This window comes from Parafrankia sp. BMG5.11 (genome assembly GCF_004337455.1).
Window position 1 is genome coordinate 1 of record NZ_SJXI01000060.1, and the last position, 20,349, is coordinate 20,349.

The following is a 20,349-nucleotide window of genomic DNA, read 5'->3' on the forward strand; positions in this document are numbered from 1 at the left end:
CCGGCGAACTGGGAAGAGCCGGATATCGAGGCCGCTTTCGTCATGCAGAGTGAGGACGTCAACCGGGCAGCCACTTAGAAGGACGGAGAGTTCGGCTTCGGCCTTACTCTTGACGGTGGTCTGTTTACCCCCGGCGTAGACCGTGACCATCTCATCTCCGCGTTCTATTTCAGGGGCAAACTCCGTCACACACACAACCGACGTCGGAAGTTCTCCGGGCGGGAAACAGGGTGCCTGACGGGCCGGTGGCTGCGATCTCTCCCGAGATCTCAAATAGGATTCCGGTGGGCTCCCCCTGACAAGGTCGATCACGGCGGCTTCGAGTCTCTGCCTTTCGGACTCCCGTTCCTCCGGAGAGCCGGAGCGGGTCAGATCCTGCCGGAATAGCTCAGTCTCTCGGGCGCGATCGGCGAGCCACGAGAACCAGTCAACCCCGGTGCGCTTGACGAAACCGAAAGTCAGATGAAGGCTCAGCGGGTCCTGATTTCCATCACGGGCCGCCTGATGCCAGTATCCGCGTGGAATGTGCATTACGTCGCCCGGCCCCATCGTCCCCTGCCAGACCGTTTCTTCGGAGACAACGGAGTTCGGACCCGCGTCACGGTACATCGGGACCCGACGCGAATAGCTCCGGACATCCCACGTCTTCTCACCGGCGAGTTGAACAACGATGACGTCGTGATCGTCCCAATGAATCGGAAATCCGGAACTCGAACGGGTCGTGAGATATGCGTTCACCTGAACGAGTTCGTGTGACCACCACTGGAGGGCTCGGGTTGCAACCTCCATTGTTGGATCGAACGTGTCTAGGGCGTCGAGTACGAGGGTTGCTCCGGAGTCGAGAAGCCTAGCGAGTGCGCCCGGATCGACGACTCGGATATTCTGTCGTCGTCTGTTCGGCTGTGATCGGAGATAGTCACTCGGGTGCAACTCGGCTCCATTTTGGAAGCATCGGAGTTGCGGTGGTTCCAGGCTACGGCGCATCACGATGTCGAGGAGCCGAGTCGAGGTCATCAACTGCCGACAAATAGAAGGGTCTTTCAAGCTTCCTCGGGCGAAGGAGGTACCAAGGGGCGAGACATCCGACCAGCCCAACGCCGTCTGAATTCCTTGGACCAAAAGGTGGTCTACGAGAGTCAATTTGACCTCCTGATCTACATAATTCGCGGGGCGTCGGGCCGGACGGAGTCTCTACTCGGTCAGTCCTCCGGGAAGTTCAGACCGTCGCCGCTCCCACCGTCGCTGCGGCCGGTGCTTCCGCCGTCCGAATGCTCGACGTCGAACCGGTCCTGAATCACGGTCAGGGTTTCGACGGCCACCACGAGATCGTCAGTGGGTTCCATATCTACCTCCTACAATTTGAGCTACGGCAAGATCTTTGCCGTAGTATGGAGCCTATTTTGGGGAACGGAATATTGACGGAGAAATGCTTGCCGTGGCTTTCGGTTCATGCCGCTTGATCTCGTAAATGGAGTCCCGACCCTCGTTGAGGATCGTCACGCAACAGGCGGCATGCTGGGCTAGCGCCACCTCGGCAATATCTTTCAAGGCCAGACCCTCAACGGAGTTCGGCGGTAAGTAATGCTCCATTGGTCGATGGTTGTCCCATTCGACTACAACGTAAGGCATTTTTTCCTGATCAATCCATGACCTGAAGGCGGTCGACAACTCGCCGCAACGCGGCGAGATTAACCCGGTTGATGTCGAATACTTCTGTCTCGGGAGGGGGAATCGCTGTCGGAGTGCGGGCCGGAAGATCGCTGGCCGTGCGGGGAACTGTCGCCCTATCGACTTCGGTCACGATCTTCTGCCCCATCTGTCGCCTACCGTTCGTCAAAGCGGGCAATAACCCGCACGACCTCGCGTGTATCCGAGAGGATTTCAACTCTGGATAGGTTCGGGTCATCGGAGATGGCGCGTCGAGCCAACTCGGGGAGATCAACCCCACGTCGGACCTTCCACTCCGGGACGTACCAGAGTGTCCCGACCGTGTCCGCAAACAGGTTCAGGTACGCCATGGTTCCGGCACCACCGGCAGGGGCATCAGACCGTCGTCAGATGCCGGGCCCGCAGCATCCGTGTCCGCCACGGGACGGTCATCGTCGAAGATCTGCACCCGCTTAGCGGCAGGCAAGAGACGTGCCAGACGAGAGGCAAGCTCCGGAAGATCGGCATCTCCGAGCAGTTCGGAGTTGGTCATTGTCATCGCGGGTGAGCGGCTGTCCACGTAGTGGACGACGACGGTCAGCATGGGGGTAGGTCCGAGGTCACGACCGTGTCCCGCGTCGCGCGCCGCTCGGGGGTCAGCGTTGCGCGCGGCTTCTCGGTGAAGAGGATGCGCGAACGGGCATCGTCGAGCAGCTCGACAGACAGGACGTCAGGCTCCGACAGTGCCTCACTGGCGAGTGACTCCAGACCGGCGGCCACCACGTAAGGCCACTCAAGGTAGGTGACGGTTGGTGGCGCCCCCTCTCGGGTGCACTTCACGTATGGCACCGGTGTCCCCCTAGTGGCGGTCGTGCGGGTGCCCCCGGGTGTACCGGCATCGGGTGCAGCAGCCCACCCGGGGGCGTCAAGGTGGGCGCCCCGATCGTGTGCGGTCCGACTGGGTGGTTTCGGAGCGCCCATACGTACAGTGGCGGACCGACCACATCAGTGCCACGGCACCGATGATGCAAAATTGATGCATCCGTGAGGCACGAGGGGAGTTGGCCGATGGCTCGAAAGCAAAGCAGTCTGGCCCGTAGGCGCCGCGCCATGGGCTACACCCAAGAGGCATTTGCGGACCAACTGGGCGTCGATCGGACCACAATTGGACGGTGGGAGCGTGGCGAAAGCGAGCCTTCCCCGGACAGCCGAAAGCGGCTCAGCGAAACTCTTGAGGTATCTCCAGAGAAGCTAGATGATCTACTGACTGGATCGCTGGCCCTGGGCTCGAAGCCGGATGGCGGTCACGGTAATCTGATCGACGACCACGACACTTTCGCATCCGGCGAAGTCGTGGTCCTCCGTGAACCCATTACGGGCGCGTACGTTCGATCAATTCATCGGCGGATTGAATCGCTTCTCGGTCTGGATCACATGATGGGCGGTCGACAATCTGCACCATTGGCTGTCCGAGCATTCGATGAGGTTCACCAGAGGATGGGTGTTTCACCGCTCGGCGAGCGTGACCGTATAGACGCATATGCCGCCGCGGGTGAGCTAGCCGAAGTAGCGGGATGGTTTCTCTACGAGGCAGCGGACCACGCTGCGAGTCGCAGGATGAACCATGAGGCACTGGCTTTGACCCGGCTAGCAGGGAACCGAACGATCGAACTTCTGATTTTGCAGAACATGGCGATGAGTGCTGGTCATGTCGGTCGACCCATGGAGGCCATGAATATCACCCGAAGCATCCTTGATTCCTCGCCGTCGCCTACTGTCGAGGCGCTTTTCCGATTCCGGGAGGCGTTGACCCATGCGCAATTGGGGAACGAATCGGAATCTCGACGGGCGCTAGAGAAAGCGGTGTCGCTTCATTCGGACGGCACCGACGATTCTGACCCGCCATGGGCATGGTGGGTGGATGATCGCCAGGTGTCATGGTTTCAGGGCAGAGTCGAGCGTGACCTAAAGAATGCTGGACGTTCTATTGAGAAGCTAGCCGACGCGGTTCGGTATACGCCAGTGGACCAAACTCGGTCCAGGTATTATCATCTTGCCGATCTCATGCGGGCTCAGGTGGAATTCGGAGCGTACTCAGATGCAGAACTGACCGCGCGCGAGATCACTGAGTTTACGGGTGTGATCAAATCCGGGTTGGTGTCTGAGATTTTTGACGATGTGCTGGCATCTGCCGAGATGGCTCCGGCCCGCGCAAAGAGCGTTGTAGCAGCACTGCGCGACGGGCTCGGGGTGCAGAGATGATCATGTGTGTTGCCGCGCTGTGCACGGGCGCACCCCCTACCCCGTCCGGGCGATCCTCAGTCGTCACGTGACGACCGGCGGCATCGGGGGCCCAAGGCTCGGTCGGAATCGAGCGTGACCGACCTGTGCTTGCTGTTGCAAGCGCAGGTCAGCGCGTTGCTGCTGAGGAGGTAGGTACTTCGGTTGCGGGCTTGCCCGCCCCGTTGGGACCGAGGAAACCGGTCACGCGACCCGGTTCGACCCGAAATCTGAGCCGGTCCACGGCGACGGTCGGCCCGTAGCGTTTGGTGAGATCCCGGACGTCGATGAGAACCCGGGGCGGTCGTTCCTTCTTGGTCGTCATGGTCGTAGTAAGCGCCATGGCACGCTACGAGCGGATCCCCTGGCGGTCTTGACTTCGCTCCCTCTCATGGGGGAGGTGCCCGGTGGCGGCGGTGAGCATCATGGAGCAGTGCCGCTCTTTGTCGCTGCCCTGCTCCGGCCCGCTGTCTACACGCGTTGGCTGCATCTGGCCATGGGCGGGGTCTTCGCTGGCACCTGTGTCATGGTGGTACCCGGTTTCGACGAATCCCTGCCACGCACCCTGCTTTTCTGCCTGATCTCCCCATTGCCGTTGCTGGCGCTCGCCGCGATCGTGCCCGGGACCCGCCACGCGGAGGGTGTCCAGGCGCGATGGCTCCTGAAACCGCGGGATGGCGCCGAGATCAGCCTCGCGCCCTCGCGTACACTGTACGATCGGCGGCGGACCGGGCTTTGGCTGGCCTTCCGCGTCTGGCTCGGAGTTGCCGTCCTGGCACTGACGGCCAACGGGTTCACCCTCGCCGTCCAGATCGGTTTTGCCCCTTTCCGGCAGGGGCCACTGCAGGTCGCCGGAATCCGGGTACTGGACAGTGATCGCCTTCTCCTGGGGCCACTTCTGGCGCCGCCCCTGATCCTTGCCCTGATGTGGACGATCGTCGCGGCCGGCGCGCTTCAGGTGCGAGCGGCCCGGGCCCTCCTCGGCCCGTCTCCGGCCGAGCGGCTGGCGGAGGTCGAGCACCGGGCTGAGCAGCTCCTGGAACGCAACCGACTCGCCGCGGAGCTGCACGACTCCATTGGCCATGCACTCACCCTGACCATCCTGCAGGCAGGCGCGGCAAGAGAGCTCGCGACCACCGATCCCGCGTTCGTCCACCGTGCCCTGACGGTCATCGAGGAGACCGGGCGGCGCGCCATGGACGATCTCGAACGGACCCTGGGGCTCCTCCGCGACGCCCCCGTGGGACCGCGGGCCCGTCCCACGCTGGCCGAGCTCGACACCCTGCTGGACAGCGCACGGACCGCAGGAACCCCGATCCTCGCCGACGTCAGTCCACGGACCGACGACATCCCCGGGGTCGTGTCGCGGGAGGCCTACCGGATCCTGCAGGAGGCGGTGACCAACGCACTGCGGCACGCGCCGGGCCGCACGGTGGCGATCGACGTCGCTGTGGACGACGCCTGCCTGGAGCTGCGTGTCGCCAACCCACTGCCCGCCAGGTCCGCCAGCCCACCGCGGCAGGACGGCAAAGGCCTGCGAGGAGCGAGGGAACGTGCCGTCCTCCTCGGCGGCGAGTTCAGCGCGAAGCCCCAGGACGACCGATGGATCGTCGAAGCCCGGCTTCCCCTCGGCATGGGATCCGGTGTTCAGGCCGTGCGTCGCGACCTGATCGGTTCCAGTTACGACAATGGCACCGCCCCAGCGGACGGTCGGTCGTGACAGCGGACGGCCGCTGGGAAGATCCCGGTTGTGTCCGCGACACCCTGAACATGAAACGCGCCCAGGCTGGCCCGGCGCCGGTTTCAGTCCTTCTCGTCGACGACGAAGAACTGGTGCGTGTGGGGCTGCGGGTCATCCTGGAGTCAGGTGGCGAGATCGACGTTGTCGGAGAGGCCTCTGACGGCTCACAGGTCGTGCCACTGATCCGGGAGAAGAGCCCGGACGTCGTGATCATGGACATTCGGATGCCGAGGGTCGACGGGCTGGCGGCCATCCGGGAGATCCTCGCAGACGTTGCCGAGCCCCCGAAGATCCTCGTGCTCACCACCTTCGAACTGGACGACTACGTCTACGAAGCGCTCCGCAGCGGGGCCAACGGGTTCCTGCTCAAACGAGCCCGGCCCGCGGAGATCGTCCAGGCCGTCCGCACGATTGTCTCCAGCGAGAGCCTGCTGTTTCCCGAAGCGATCCGGTACATGGCAGGCAGGCGACCGAACCGGGAGGCCCACGAGACGATGCGACGGGCCGTGCTCACCGACCGGGAGGCCGACGTACTCCGGCTGATCAGCGAGGGACTGTCCAACAACGAGATCGCCAACCGGCTGTACCTCGGTGCCCAGACCGTCAAGACCCACGTGAGCAGCGTGCTGGCCAAGCTCGGCGCACGTGACCGCACCCAGGCGGTCATCATCGCCTACGAGTCCGGCTTCGTGGAGGCCGGCAAGCCCTAGCGTGGTCGCTACGCATCGTGCCTACGTTCACGCTGCCTGTCGTTGCGTTATGGTGGGTTCGGTGACGACTGAGAGGGTAGAAGCCCTTCCTGTTCTCATATTCTCCCCACGATCGGCACCCTGAATCCGTACTCTCGTGGTGGCACCGTGAAAACCCACCGCTGGTCCGGATGCAGATGGCAGTCCCACAGTACTAGATCCGTGCCATTTAGGGTGCTGCCGCGGTTCGCCAGCCCCACACACCTGCGGGACGGATAGTTGCGAATCATGTAGGTGTTCTCACCGAGAGGATAGAATTCCCACTGCTGGTCGGGGTCTCCGTTGCAGCGCTCCAGTACCAGCGGGGTGCCGTTGGTTGTACTACCCCCGACACCCAGTCCCACGCATTTGTTTCCTGCGGCTGTGCTGACTATCAGACCGGTGGTACCGGCGCCGTGCCAGAGCTGGTCGATATGGTAATGGCAGTCCCACAGTATGAGGTGGGTGTTGTCGGCGGTACTGCCCCGGTCGGCCAGTCCTACGCATTTCGCGTCGGCCGCGGAGCTACGTATCGCAGTAGAGTTCGCGCCTTCGGCGTATGCCGCAGACGGTGCGCCGAGTGCGGCCAGAACGAGCGTGAAGAGCAGGGAGAGCAGTGTTTTGATCCGGTGAGTGGTCACAAAAAACTCCAGTAAAGGTGGGTGACTCCACGATGATTGCCGAGTGCCGTGCTTTCAGCTGCGACCAGAAGTATCCGGATGGTGGTTGCAAGTGGGTTGTACAGCGGTAGCGGCATGGTCGCGGGGGTCCACAAGGTCGTGTGACCGGAGCTGGACACGGTAATTCCTGGCGTCCGGCGCAGACCTCGTCCCGGTCAGCTCCTGGCACGGTGGCCGCGCGGTGCGTGGCCGGACTCGTAGTCCTGGCGGCCGTCGTTGAGCCACTCGTCCACCCCTCCGGAACGGAGTTGGGACCGTCCGCTAGCCTGACGCCCTTCCGAAAGGGGTACACGTGGGAATACGCCGGGCGGCATCCGCCCTGGTTGCGCTCGCGGCCATTACCGCACTCACTGCCTGTGAGAGCAATCCCGAAACGGCGGACACCTCACCTGGGCCTACCGCTTACGAACGCGCCTACGCCGCCATCTGCAACGGCGTCGCGCCAGCCACCCCATCCACCAACGTGCCCGGCCTGAATACCGCCATCGAACAGGAATCCTGGCGGTGGGGTTCTGCAAGGAAGACGCGAAGCAAGATCGGAAGACCTGGGCTACACCCGAAGCCGTGAACGCAAATTTCGGCGGCGTCGGTGCGCGGCGCGCGCTCCGCAACAGCCCGCCGGACTGTGTCAGCGTTCGACTCACCCCCGCAGAGCCATTCTGCGACTGACCGGTGCCGAACGCATCGGCCTGAGCGGCGCGACCGCCGACGAGCTCGAAGCGCTGATCTATCGTTACCGCACCGACGCCGGCACGCTCGAGTTCATCTGGTTACTCATGGCGGTAGGGCTCCCCCGGTGACGTGCTGCCATACTTTGCGGGTGTTCGACGGGGGTCACGACACCGCAGGTTCCACCGATCGCTGGGACTTCTTCGTCTCCTACACCCAGGCCGACCGCCCCTGGGCGGAGTGGATCGCCTGGCAGCTCGAAGCGGACGGCTTCCGGGTCCTGCTCCAGGCATGGGACATGGTCGCCGGCACCAACTGGACGCACGCAATGCAGAGCGGCATCCGGGACGCGACCCGAACCCTGGCTGTGCTCTCAGCCGCCTACCTGGACTCGGCCTACGGCACGCGGGAATGGCAGGCCGCGGTGGCGGCGGATCCGGACAGCGCGCGCCGACGGCTGATCCCGGTCCGGATCGAGGACTGCGCCCGTCCTGGCCTGCTCGGTCAGGTCGTCTCGTTCGATCTGTTCGGAATGGCGGAGCATCGCGCCCGCGGTGCGCTGATGGCGAGAGTCCGGGAGGTGATCGCGGGCCGGGCCAAACCGGCGCGTGAACCCCTCTTCCCCGGCCTGCCTGCTGTACCCGGACCGCGGGTGCTCCCGAACGCCGCGGCCTCACCGGCCTTCCCGGGGGCCAGCGATGAGCGCGCGGTCCCGATGCCAGACCGACCGGCCGAATTCCATGCCCTCCTCATCGGCGTTGCCTCGTATGAGGATGAGCGGCTTCCCGCGCTGCCCTGGCTGTCGGGCATGCTCGACACCGCGGCGGAGCAGCTGGAGTCCGTCGGTTACCGCACGGAGATCCACGACCGCTCCCGGTCGGGTACGAGTGCGGTGAAGGCGGCTGTCCACGGCTTCCTCAGCAGCGCCGCGCCCGGCGCCACCCTGCTTCTCCTCCTCGCGGGGAACGGCGTCCACCGCGCTGGCCGAGGTGCGGACGCCGGCCGGGATTTCCTCGTTCCCGCGGATGCCACCGTGGGGTACCAGCCTTTCTGGGATCTGTGCGTTCCAGTCGACTGGTCCAGGCCGCTCGCCCGCACCGCCGCCGCACGTGTGCTGATCCTGGTCGACGGCAGCACCTGGTTCGAGGACGGTGTCCGTGCCCTGGTCACGGATGAGGGATGGGGCGCCGGTCGTCTCGACGCCGCATCGGCTGTCGACGTCGCCTACCTTTACCGTGGGCAGGCCGCGGCCGGCACGGGGCCCGACGACGAGCCCCGCGATCCCACCGCTTGCCCGTCGCTCACCCGGGCGCTTGTGGACGTGCTCTCCACACGCCCGCTGCCGGGCACTCTCGGGGAGTTGCACGCCGCGCTTGAACGCGCGATGTCACCCCTCGTGGGCGATTCCGCCGCCCACGGGTCAGGCGAGCGACCCGGCACGCCCGACCCGCGGATTCTTCCAGGACAGCGCGCCGCGAACGCGGGCCGCGGTGACGGCTCCGAGTACGAGGGCCCCCGCTGCCTCCTGCGCCCGCTGTCCTCCTGCGATCCGCACCGATTCCGTCCCTTCCCCCCGCGGCCCGGCGGGGACGCCGCTGACACCCCTCCACATGCCTGGACGGCCGCCGCCGACCATCACCGAGCCTGGGAGCGGACGGCTGACAACCCTGTCACCGCCGCTCTCCGGGCCGCCACCGGCGCGCTGGTCGACCGCCTTGGCCGGGCATACGACGAGGCGGTCGCGGTCCTGGCGGACGATCCCTGGCACGACCCGGATCTCGCCCGCCGGATGGCCCGCCGGGTCGAGTTCCTCGTCGGCAAGCTCCCGCCCGGGCCGGAGGAGCTGTCCGCGGCCGATGCGGCGCTGCTCGTCGCCGGGCCTTACCTGCACCAGACCGTGTGGACGATCCTCGTCGCCCGAGCCACGGTCGCCCACCCGAGCTCGGCCGACGTTCCGACCGGCCGGGTCGACCGCGTCGAGTTCGACGCCTTCACCCGCACCCATCCCCGGCTCGTCCGCCGCATCGAGCGGGCACAGCTCTCCGGTGACCAGACGTCTGCCGCGTTCGTCGCCTGGTGGCTGGCCCACAAGTGGTGCGAGTCCAACGTGACGGCCCGGTGGGAGGCCGTGCTGCGGGAGCTGTTCGCCGGCCTGGGCGGCGACGGCGTCCAGGAGACTCTCGCCGCCGAGGTGTTCCGCACTGAACGGGTGGCGGAGATCCTCACCGCGCTACGCGCGACACCCACCTTCCTGAACCAGTCCGGGCGGGTCCGGGCGCTGTGCGACCTGGTGACGGTCGCCCCGGCGACGAGCGAGGAGATGCCGCTGCGGGAACGGCTCGTCGCCTACCTGCTCGCCATCGGTCAGAGGATGGCACTGGAGCTCGCGGCACTGCCGGTCGTCCTCGTCGAGCATCTCGGTGTCGCGGACGCGGTCGACCTGGGCGAGGTCCGCACGGCCCTGCGTCGCGCCGAATGGCAGGGCCGGGGCCGCTCCACCCGCGCCCTGTCGGTGGAGTGCCGGCACCCGGCGCTTCAGGTCGCCCTGGAACGTCACACCGCCAGCCTCGACGCTCTGCTCGCGGAGGCCCACCGGGCGACCGCCGAGATACCCGCCCTGGCCGGAATGCCCACCCACGCCACCGCGGACGATGTCCGCGCGGCCGAGATCGACGGCCACCCGGGCTACACCTCCGCGGGTGCCCAGTTCCGCCTCGCCGAGGACAGGGTGCAGGAGCTGCTCATGGGCGAGCAGCTCTACGAGAACCGCGCGCTGGCCGTGCGCGAGCTCTACCAGAACGCGCTGGACGCCTGCCGCTACCGCCGCGCCCGCACCGAATACCTGGGACGGACCACAGGCCGCCCGTCGACCTGGACCGGCCGGATCGACTTCCGGCAGGGATTCGAGCCGGACGGGACGCCCTACATCGAATGCCGCGACAACGGCATCGGCATGGGCTACCGGGAGATCTCCGACGTCTTCGCCGAGGCCGGCACCCGGACGGTCGACCTTCCCGAGGTCGTCGAGGAGATGGGCCGCTGGGCGGCCTGTGACCCACCGGTCGAGTTCCACCCGAACAGCCGGTTCGGGGTGGGCGTCCTGAGCTACTTCATGATCGCGGACGAGATCCGGGTCGAGACGTGCCGCCTCGGGCCCGACGGCCGGCCCGGCGAGCTGCTGCGGGTCACGATCGCCGGCCCCGGCAACCTGTTCCGCATCGAGCCACTGGGACCGGGCGGGGAGAGCGGTACCAGCGTGCGGCTGTACCTGAGCCGGGATCCGAAGCGCCCGCCGATCTCCTGTGTGGACATCCTGCGCCGGATCCTGTGGGTCGCCGAGTTCGACACCCACGCCACCGAGGGCGCCGCGCTGGAGCACTGGCCTGCCGGCCAACTTGCCCCGTCGGCGCCTGTCGGGCAGACAGACCCGCTGCAGTACGAACTTCGCCGGTTGACGACGCAGATTGTCAATGCCGGTCGTGGCGTGTGGTGGTGCAACGGCGTCGGCGCGATTCTCGCCGACGGGCTGTGGGTCGGCGAGGCCGTGCTCGGTGTGGTGCTCGACCTGACCGGGCGCCTCGTACCCGAGCTGTCGGTCGACCGTAACAAGATCAGGAAACTGATGGACGAGCCGGCGGTCGACGCGCTGCTGTCGGCCGCGATACCGGTCCTGCGCGCGTCCGACGTGTTGGAGGTGACCGTCGACTGGCTCATCGCCTTCGCCTACTCGTTTCCCCTGGTCGCCGACGCCGTGCTCGAGGCGATGGCCGCCGACGGCGAATTCTGGGTCGGCACGGGCGGCGTCCGAGTGCCGGTCGCGCGGACCGGTCTTCTCGCCGTCGACAGCGGCCTCGGGCCGGTCGCGGGGCAGACCGACCGCCCCGTCGCTCGATCAGGAACGAACTTTCTCCGTAGCTACCTCGTTCCCGACACCACCTTCTTTGCTCGAATGGCTGACTGGGCGCGCGCGGAGGATGGCTTCCCGCCCGCTCGGGACGTCCGCGGCGATTGCGAAATGGTGGTTCCCAGCGACCTAGCGATCATGGTCGTCAGGCTCGAGTATTCACGGCGCATCCCCGCGCGTTACCGTGCAGTTGTTGGTTTCGTTGCTGGCAGGTTGCGCTGCCCGCCGAGGACGCTGGACAGCAGGATGCGCCGTCTTGGCTATCAGGTCCCCAGTCTGAAGAGCGTCGAGGTCGTCGAAATCACGGACCTTGATCAGGCACTGTTGAGTTCAGGGCTCGACGGGGAGATGCCGATCTGGGCGTGGGATGGCCGAGACCACACCGTCGCTCCTGGTCATGTCCTGGCCGCGGCCAGTCGCCTGTTGATGCACCCTGACAAGATCGTCGACCGCCTGCGGGTACTGGGCCTCGCGGTGTGGCCGCCACCTGGCGATCCCGCGGACGCGGCTCCCATGGACCTGGTCCTGCAGAGCGCACAGCTCGATGGGCGATATCCGTGGCTGCCGGCGGGACGGGTAGGCCGCGCCCACGTCTTCCGGTCCGCATTGCACACTGAGTCGACTTTCGTCGAGGTCTGCGCCCGGCTGCGCCGTTTCGGTTACCGGACGCCCCAGATCAACACGGCGGCCTGCTTGGGTGCTGGGGAGCGCGATGCATTCATCGTGAGCCGTGACACGGAGGGCGCGCTGAGCTCCGTCCCGGTTCCCACCAGCTATCTGAGTGGACTGAGATCGGATTTGACCGGTAGCAGGGACAACAATGTCGGGCGCCTGCGGGAACTCGGCTTCCCCGTGGCACGGACGCTTCGTTTGCCGGCCGGGTCGCGGCCGAATATAGCCGACCGTTTCCCGGTCGTGGACGAGTATCATCCACTGTGGACCGTGGGTGCGCCCATAGATCGAGTTCATCTGCTCCTGCTCGCGAACGCCGCGAAGATGAGATATCCGGTCCTGGTTGCGTTACTCGACTCGAATCATTACACGGTGGCGCAGGTATCTGAACCAAGATCTAACCGAATTGCGCGGATCGCAGAGATAAATGATTTTGTCCTGGTCAATGCGTCTAGAATTGGGCGATTTGAGATTCGCCATCTCCTCAACATGGCTGGAGACGCAGGGCTTCCGATCGATGTATCCCTCGACCTGCTTGCGGAGGTCGGCGTCGCGACTCCGGATGTCGGAGACCTGGAAATAACGAACGATGACTGCATAATCCTGAGCTCGTTCTTCGACGGCAATGCAAATCTCGTGAGCATGGACTTCGTCCCTGCCGCACAGGTGCGGGCGGCAGCCACCCGTCTGCGCCGTGAACCCGAGGACGTTGCCCTGCGCCTGCGCCAGCTCGGGCTGGCGACCGCCGATCCAGGAGGATGGGCGGCATCGCCCGTCCGTTCATCCGACATCGCCCTGCTGGCACGGGACTTCGACGACCATGACGCGTTTCTCCAGGATGGGAACGTCTCCGCGGCTCACGTACTGCGCGCCGCGGCACACACCGGGGAGACACCGCGGGCTCTCGCCGACCGGCTCGGCGAGCTCGGTTTCGACGTCGACCCGGTGGCGGACGTCGAGCTGACCGCGGCGGAGGAACGCACGGTCGTCGACCTGCTCGACGTCTCCGATGACCCGTCGCTCGACCATGGCTGGGCGGGGCTGAGCCGAGCGAGCATCCTCGCCACCGCATACCGTGATTCCACCCGCGGCCATTCGCGCGGCCCGGCGGAGCTGGCCGCCTGGATTGGCGGACTCGGTGCGGGCCTCGACACGTATGCCGGGGCACGCTTCCCCGACGACTTGTGTTTCAACGATGTCGACCTGCTCAGCTGGGCTCTGGACGGGGAGCCGCCGTGGCTGGCAGGCGACGAGATCAGCCCGGGTCACGTTCTGGCCGCGGCTGGGATTACCGGCCGGCCGACACACGAGATCGCCAGCCGCCTGAGACATCTCGGGTTCACCATCGCCGACCTCCCGGACCGGGCGCCGGACGACGTGGACGCCGTCGACGTCGTCCTGCTCAGTAAGTTCCTGGACGGGAAGGCGCCTCGGCTGACAGAGCGCCAGGTACCGCTGGCGCACGTCTATAACGCGGCCTGTGTCCTCTCCTGTGATGTGGTCGAGATCCGAGAGCGGTACGACCGGCTGGGCCTGGAGATACTCGGAGAGCCGAGAGAGCTCGACCGGGTGACTCGCGGCCACGCTACCGTCGCGTTTTACTGCATGGATACTGCCGCGTCGGAAGCCGATCTGTTGTCGCCGGCGCAGATCTTGGCCGTCGCCCAGTTCACCGGGCGTGATCCGGCGAGCGTCCGCGACTCGTTCACGGGCCTTGGCCTGCCTGTGCCGGAGGCAGGAACACTGCCCGACATGGCGGCGGCCGCGCTGACCGCCCAGGACGCCATCCTGCTGAGCTCATGTCTGGACGGGCGGGGCCCCTGGCTGGGCTGGCGCCCCGCACCGCTCGCCCACGTCATCGGCGCGGCCGGCTATCTGCGGTGGTCGCCGCGGCGCGTCGTCAGCCGGCTCGCTGAACTCGGCTGTGCCGTGCCCACAGCGGCCGACTCCGCGCTCGACATCGTCGTCGACGGTGTGGACCGGCAGCTCGCGGATCTGCTCACCGACACGTCCGACGCATACGTGGAACGGCCGGTCTCGCGGGCCGAGATGCTCGCCGCGTCGTTCCGGTTCCGCTGGACACCATCGCGGATCGTCGCGCGCATGGTCGAACTCGGATTCGACGTTCCCTCCGTTACCTCCCAGACGTTCCCCGAGGCTGGCGCTACCGGCCGGTGAGGGTGCCTGCGCGATCGTAGGGTTGTGACGCTGCTCTGTGTCAGAGCCGGTCAGTCGATATGGTGATTCTCCGGATATGACTGATTCGGTCTGATACCCGACATCGAACCCCGAAGTCCACAGGAAACGATCAATGTCAAAGGTTATGACAGGTCTGCAAGGTCGGCCGGGATCGTCCTGTTCGCACTTCTTGCCACCGCCGCCCTGCTCCTGGTGACTGCCTGCGCGAGCAGCGACCCAGCCGAGGAAGGCGGCACTGTCGACGTCAACGTCAACCCGTCTGCTGGCCGTGCGGCGGCCGGCAACAACGGTGCCCAGCAGAACACCCCAGCGGGCAGCGGCACCCCCGCCGACCGCGACACCCCGGCCGTGAGCGGCAGCCCAGCGGTCGCCGGCAAGCCCGGTACCCGCCAGGATCCCCTCCCCGTCGGCACCTCCGCCAGGATCGGCGACTGGGACGTCAAGCTCGGCCGCACCATCCAGAACGCCACCGACCAGGTCCTGGCCGCCAACACCTTCAACAAGCCCCCGGTCGCCGGCCGGCAGTACGTGATGGTGCCCCTGGAGGCAACCTACCGAGGACCCGACGAGGGCACGGCATGGGCGGAACTGGGATTCAAGTTCGTCGGTTCGAAGGGCAACATTTTTTACCTCAACGTCGACGACAACTGCGGGGCGCTCCCACAACCGCTCATCGATGCCGGGAATGTGTACGCCGGTGCCTCGGCACAGGGAAACATATGCAAGTCAGTGCCGTCGGACCAGGTCGCGGGCGGCACGTGGATCGTGTTCGCGGTCGACGGTCCCGACGACTCCGAGACGTTCTTCAGGGTTTCCTGATACCTGCGGATTGCCTTTCGGGTGCCGCTGACGCGGACGGACCGGGCAGTGGTCACGGGCCCGGCTACGGGAGGCGGCCGGTGGGCTCGCGAACCATCGCAATCCCGCCCCCGCGGACATCCATATCGTCCGCTGACCTGGTGCGCTCCGTCCATCGTCGTCCGTGGAGGTCCACGCTGGACCGCGCGCTCGGCTGTCACCTTGGTTGTCGCTGACACGTCTCGACCTGACGTGCACACGGCCATGACGACCCACACGGACCTGATCGCTGTCTCCGGAACGGCGACCAGGTCGCGTCTCTGCTGTGCCGACCAGACCGGCCTGACCCGGCCCACTTCGGCACGGCGTGGCCGCAAGCCCAACGCCGAGATCAGTGACCCGCGCCCAGCCCGACAGCGACTGCTGGACGCTGCGAACGAGCTGTTCTACACCGAGGGCGTCCAGTCGGTGGGGATCGACCGGATCATCGAGTACGCGGGCGTCGCGAAAGGCTCCCTCTACAACACGTTCGGCAGCAAGGAGGCGCTCGTCCGCGCCTATCTCGAATCGCGCCACGAAGGCACCACCCAGCGGCTCAGCGCGGTGATCGACGCGGTGGACGATCCACGCGAGAACTATCGGCATGCCGCAGACATGGATCTATGTCTCCAGCCGTCTAGCCAGCGCGAGACGGAACCTTAGACGCCACGCACCGGACAGGAATGAGGCAACGTGGCCGAGGGGGCTACCTGAGTCGACCTCCTACCGGTCATCCGGCCGCTTTCACGCCATTAGCTCAGGTCGCAGCCCGATGATTTTCGTATCAAGGTCCCCGTGCGCGGTGGACCGGGGTGCCTGTAGGCCTCCCCACGGGGTGCTGGCACCCGGAATGCCGGGGTCCTAACCACCCTTGTCGGAAAGGCCGCGATGCAGCTTAATGGTCGCCGTGGGTGGATAACGGTGTTGCTCGCGGGCGATAACCGGATCGCCTCGAAGGCGCGGGGCGGTGCTGCGCGCCGATCTGGACGTAACCGCAGTCGTTATCGCGACGGACGGCGTGAGGACGGCGTCGTCGGCTTTGCCTGTCTGCGCGAGGAGAGGGTGGCCGACCCGGGTAGCTCGGTCGCATGATTCGGAAGGTCGCGATGGACGGATCGATACTCGACCAGGAGATCGTCGCCGCGATGCTGTCGCCGGTGAAGCTCGACGGTGCGCTGACTGCGGACCACTAGGAACTGCGCCAGAGGTTGCCCAGGGCAAGCAGCCCAAGGCGCCACCCTGGCGGGGACGAACGTCAGGGTCGGTGACTTGTGCCTACAGCTGACGCAGGGTGCGAGCCCGGGCCGGCAGAGCGCGCCGGACCGGCCGCGTATGTTGCATGCTGCAATTCTACGCCGGGAGGAGCCGAGTGAGACTCACTCCCGGCTGCTGCCAGGCAGTCTCGCCGAGAGGCTGCGGGGCGACGCCCGGGGCGGCGGAGCAGACCTGGACCGGACCGCTTACCATCACGGACCTCGTGTCGGACGTCCGAGACTATTCCGCGATCGCCCCGCGCACCGACCCGGCGGTCCTTGCCGGCCGGCTGAGCGACCATCTCCAGGAGATGAACGCGGCGATCGTCAGCGAGGGGGGAACCGCCCTGAAGCACGTGCGGGACGCCGTCATGGCTGCACTGGGCAGTGCGGAACAGCTCGAATACACCCTGGTCGGGGACACGGTCTCTGGCAGTGCGGCATGAGGCCCACACCAGTCACCGGCACCGAGGACGTGTCCACGGCCGCGCCTACCGCCCCTGTGGCGCTGAGGCTGCGGGGGGTGCGGCGGACCTTCGACGCCGAACTGGCGCCGGTCCGTGCGCTGCGTGGGGTGAACCTGGAGATCCGCGCCGGCGAGTTCGTCGCGATCATTGGTCCGTCGGGCTGCGGTAAGTCCACGCTGCTCAACGTCATCGCGGGCCTGGAGACGGTGGACGAGGGAACCGTTGAGGTTGCCGGGAAGACGATCAGCGGGCGGGATCCGGACTGGGTCGCCCGGTTCCGCCGGCACCACATCGGCGTGGTGTTCCAGTTCTTCAACCTGATCGACGGGGTGTCGGCGATGCGCAACATCGCGTTGCCGGCGGCCATCGGGGGGATGCGTCGCCGCGACGCCGAGGCTCGCGCGCGCGATCTGTTGGACCTGCTCGGTCTGGGTGACCGAGCAGACCAGCTGCCGTCGGTGCTGTCCGGGGGGCAGCGCCAGCGGCTGGCGATCGCGCGCGCGTTGGTGAACGAACCCACCTTGCTGCTCGCCGACGAGCCCACGGGCGCGCTCGACAGTGACGGCGGGCTGGAGATCCTCGAGCTGTTCCGCCGGTTACACATGGACGGACAGACCATCATGATGATCACACATTCGGCCGAGGTGGCGGCTGGTGCCGGGCGGCTGGTCCATATGCGCGACGGTGTGATCATCGATGGGCTGGCGGGGGGTGCGGCGCAACCGGCCCGGGTTGGCGGGCGAACGTCATGACCGCCGCGCTGGTGCGATGATTCCTCGCTCTGCTCGCAGTACAGGGCGATGACCGCGAGCAGGAGGATGGTCCGGTCGGCAGCGGTTGGGCTGTTGCCGGTGTGGGCGTTCCTGCGGCTCGATCTGCGGTGCCGTTGGCGGTCGCTGGCCGTGCTCTCGCTGCTGGTGGCGCTGTCCTGCGGCGTGGTGATGGCCGCCACCGCCGGGGCGCGGCGCGGCGGATCGGCGGTGGACCGGCTGCGCGACTCCAACCTCGCCGCCACCGTCCTGGTCGCGCCCAGGACGCCAGGGTTCGACTGGGACCGGGTGCGTCGTCTGCCGGGGGTGGAGGCGGCCGGCACCATGCTGCTTACCGTCGACTTCCACCTCAACATCGAGGGGGTCGGGACGCTTGACGGCGAGGACTACTGGTATCCGGTTGGCGACGCCGAGCTGACCCGGACTGTCGAGAGGGCGGTGGTACTCGCGGGCCGGCTCGCCGACCCGACGCAGGTGGGCGAGGCGATGGTCACCGAGTCGTTCGCCGAACGCCATCACGTCGGGGTGGGCGACACGGTCACCGCCCGGCTGTTCACACCCGGGGAGACCGACGCGTTCCTCTCGGGCAACGTACTCCACGCCGCCAGCGGCCCGCGCCAGCCGCTGTGGATCGTCGGCGTGGTGCGCTCGCCGGCGATGAACAACTTCACCCACCACAGCGTGATCATGACGACGGTGGCGTTCACCGACGCCTACCGCGCGAACCTGCTCGGTGCGAGTGGGCACCGGGTCGACTTCGCCGCGGTTCGCCTCACCCACGGAGAGGCCGGTCTCCGCGACTTCCAGCGTCGGCTCGCCCAGCTCACCGGGCAGGACGACATCCAGTTCCAGAACCTGGTCGAGGAGGCACGCGACGCGAAGGGGATCACCGGGTTCGAGCGGAACGCCCTACTGATGTTCGCACTCACAGCCCTGGTCGCCTCGGCCGTCGTGCTCGGTCAGGCCGCCGCCCGATACGCGACGGCGGCCGCTGCCCAGCTGCGGGTCCTGCTGGCGCTGGGAATGACCCGGGGGCAGGCGACGGCGGCCGCGGCGGGCGGACCGGCACTCGCCGCGACGGTGGGAGCCGTCGTGGCGTCCGCGGCCGCGGTGGCTGCTTCGGGAGCGTTCCCGATCGGCACCGCAGCCGACTACGAGCCCGCCCCGGGAAGGCATGCGGATCTGGCTGTGCTGGCCGGGACCGCAGTCATGGCGGTGGCCCTCGTCACGGCCGCGGCGGCACTCGGCGCCTGGTCCGCTTTCGTCAGGAAACGAGTCGCCGCCGCACCCCCCCGGTCGATGGTCGTCGACGCCGCATACCGGCTGGGTCTGCCGGTACCGGTCCTCATCGGTGCCCAGTTCGCCCTCGAGCCCGGTCGGGGACGCGCCGCGGCGCCGGTCCGGTCGGCCCTGATCGGCGCCGTGCTCGGCGTGCTCGGAGTGCTTGCCGCGCTCACGTTCCACACCGGCGTCGCAGATGCCGCGGGCAACCCCCAGCGGTTCGGTCACACGTACCAGATCGAAGGCTGGGTCGGCTTCAACGGCGCGGACTTCGCGCCGACGCGGCAGGTCCTGGACGCGTTCACGGCTGATCCGGACGTTGTCGCGGTCAACGACACCCGGGTCGGTGTGGCCACGGTGAGCGGGCTGCCAGTCCACGTCTTCACCCACCAGCCGGCGGTGGCAGGCCGGCCGTTACCGACCGTGACGCTGTCCGGGCGGATGCCGGTGGCGCCGGATGAGATCGCGCTGGCTCCGCAGACCGTCCGGGAGACCGGCGCGAAGGTGGGTGACACGCTCACCTTCGCCGGAACGGCACGGGCGCCGATGCGGCTCACCGGCGTCGCGCTCGTGCCCGAGGGAGGAGTCAGCTACGCGAAGGGCGCGTGGACCACGGGGGACGGTTACCGGGCGCTGTTCCCCGGCGGCTCCTTCACCTACCACCAGATCCACGCATCGCTGCGATCCGGCGCGAACGCCAAGGTGGTCTCCCAGCGGATCTCGACGGTGCTCGGCGGGCAGAACGCCGCAAAGTTCGGTCCGGCCGGCCTTCCCCGGGAGGCCCAACAGCTTCGTAACGTGCGCGGGCTGCCGCTGGCGCTCGGCGTTTTCCTCGCCCTGCTCGCCGTCGCCACCACCGGACACACGCTGACGGCTGCGGTGCGGCGGCGCCGGCACGAGGTGGCTGTGCTGCGCGCGCTCGGGCTCACCCGGCGGCAGAGCCGACTGATCCCTCTCGCCCAGGCGATCACACTCACCCTCACCGGGCTGCTGTTCGGCGTGCCGCTGGGACTCGCGCTGGGCTGGACGATGTGGCGGGCGGTGGCGTCGAGCATCCCGGTCCTCTACGTGCGGCCGGTCGCGCAGCTCGCCCTCGCTCTCGTCGTCCCGGCGACGCTGCTGATCGGCAGCCTGCTGGCCGCCCTGCCGGCCCGCCGCGCCGCCCGGATCAGCGTCGGCGAGGCCCTGCGTGCCGAGTGAGGGCGGGACGGCCGGGCCGAG

At 67.1% G+C, this 20,349-nt stretch carries 14 protein-coding genes and 2 pseudogenes; 9 read left to right on the plus strand and 7 right to left on the minus strand.

Annotation, left to right across the window (positions count from 1 at the left end; translation table 11 throughout):
- The 5 genes from E0504_RS34615 to E0504_RS34625 form a co-directional block, all read right to left on the minus strand.
- Positions 1–930: cupin domain-containing protein (locus E0504_RS34615; RefSeq protein WP_243657753.1), on the minus strand; the 930-nt coding region annotated here is incomplete at its 3' end.
- Between the two features lie 269 nt (positions 931–1,199).
- Positions 1,200–1,343: a hypothetical protein gene (locus tag E0504_RS50680; protein WP_165938699.1), complete on the minus strand. Its 144-nt coding sequence runs from the start codon at positions 1,341–1,343 to the stop codon at positions 1,200–1,202.
- 296 nt (positions 1,344–1,639) lie between these two features.
- Positions 1,640–1,816 carry a hypothetical protein gene (locus E0504_RS50685; RefSeq protein ID WP_165938700.1) on the minus strand — a complete coding sequence of 59 codons (177 nt, stop codon included), beginning with the start codon at positions 1,814–1,816 and terminating at the stop codon, positions 1,640–1,642.
- A gap of 189 nt (positions 1,817–2,005) precedes the next feature.
- Positions 2,006–2,251 (minus strand): hypothetical protein, encoded by a 246-nt coding sequence (locus E0504_RS34620; protein WP_131626632.1) that lies wholly within the window; start codon positions 2,249–2,251, stop codon positions 2,006–2,008.
- Positions 2,245–2,487, minus strand: coding sequence for a hypothetical protein (locus E0504_RS34625; RefSeq protein ID WP_207974635.1), 243 nt, complete (start codon positions 2,485–2,487; stop codon positions 2,245–2,247). The genes E0504_RS34620 and E0504_RS34625 overlap by 7 nt, the downstream gene beginning before the upstream one ends.
- A 228-nt stretch (positions 2,488–2,715) precedes the next feature.
- On the opposite strand from E0504_RS34625, the gene E0504_RS54485 reads away from it, so the two are divergent.
- Entirely contained in the window at positions 2,716–3,909 is a 1,194-nt protein-coding gene (locus E0504_RS54485; protein ID WP_131626634.1) for a helix-turn-helix domain-containing protein, read from the plus strand.
- Positions 3,910–4,090: 181 nt separating this feature from the next.
- Here the strand turns inward: E0504_RS54485 and E0504_RS52500 are convergent.
- Positions 4,091–4,252, minus strand: a pseudogene (locus tag E0504_RS52500) (ABC transporter ATP-binding protein); the annotation flags it as partial.
- Positions 4,253–4,360: 108 nt separating this feature from the next.
- Here E0504_RS52500 and E0504_RS34640 point away from each other — a divergent pair.
- Both E0504_RS34640 and E0504_RS34645 read left to right on the plus strand, forming a co-directional pair.
- A complete protein-coding gene (locus E0504_RS34640; protein ID WP_112106241.1) occupies positions 4,361–5,647 on the plus strand; it encodes a sensor histidine kinase in 1,287 nt (428 codons plus the stop codon).
- 50 nt (positions 5,648–5,697) lie between these two features.
- Positions 5,698–6,378 (plus strand): response regulator transcription factor, encoded by a 681-nt coding sequence (locus E0504_RS34645; protein WP_165938705.1) that lies wholly within the window; start codon positions 5,698–5,700, stop codon positions 6,376–6,378.
- 95 nt (positions 6,379–6,473) lie between these two features.
- Here the strand turns inward: E0504_RS34645 and E0504_RS34650 are convergent, their stop codons facing one another.
- A complete protein-coding gene (locus tag E0504_RS34650; RefSeq protein ID WP_160144304.1) occupies positions 6,474–7,037 on the minus strand; it encodes an RICIN domain-containing protein in 564 nt (187 codons plus the stop codon).
- A gap of 835 nt (positions 7,038–7,872) precedes the next feature.
- Between E0504_RS34650 and E0504_RS34655 the strand changes: the two genes are divergently transcribed.
- From E0504_RS34655 to E0504_RS34680, 6 genes and pseudogenes are all read left to right on the plus strand, one after another.
- Positions 7,873–14,499, plus strand: coding sequence for a TIR domain-containing protein (locus tag E0504_RS34655; protein WP_243657754.1), 6,627 nt, complete (start codon positions 7,873–7,875; stop codon positions 14,497–14,499).
- A 213-nt stretch (positions 14,500–14,712) separates the two neighbouring features.
- On the plus strand, positions 14,713–15,339 hold the full coding sequence (locus tag E0504_RS34660) for a hypothetical protein (RefSeq protein WP_112107540.1): 627 nt from the start codon (positions 14,713–14,715) through the stop codon (positions 15,337–15,339).
- A gap of 369 nt (positions 15,340–15,708) precedes the next feature.
- A pseudogene (locus E0504_RS54490) lies at positions 15,709–15,951 on the plus strand (TetR/AcrR family transcriptional regulator); the annotation flags it as partial.
- Between the two features lie 775 nt (positions 15,952–16,726).
- Positions 16,727–17,056, plus strand: a complete 330-nt coding sequence (locus E0504_RS34670) for a hypothetical protein (protein WP_131626636.1) — start codon at positions 16,727–16,729, stop codon at positions 17,054–17,056.
- Entirely contained in the window at positions 17,053–17,829 is a 777-nt protein-coding gene (locus E0504_RS34675) for an ABC transporter ATP-binding protein (RefSeq protein WP_112107542.1), read from the plus strand. The genes E0504_RS34670 and E0504_RS34675 overlap by 4 nt, the downstream gene beginning before the upstream one ends.
- Before the next feature lie 66 nt (positions 17,830–17,895).
- The gene (locus E0504_RS34680) at positions 17,896–20,328 is read left to right on the plus strand and encodes an FtsX-like permease family protein (RefSeq protein WP_243657755.1); all 2,433 of its coding nucleotides are present in this window, start codon (positions 17,896–17,898) and stop codon (positions 20,326–20,328) included.
- Positions 20,329–20,349 lie beyond the last annotated feature (21 nt).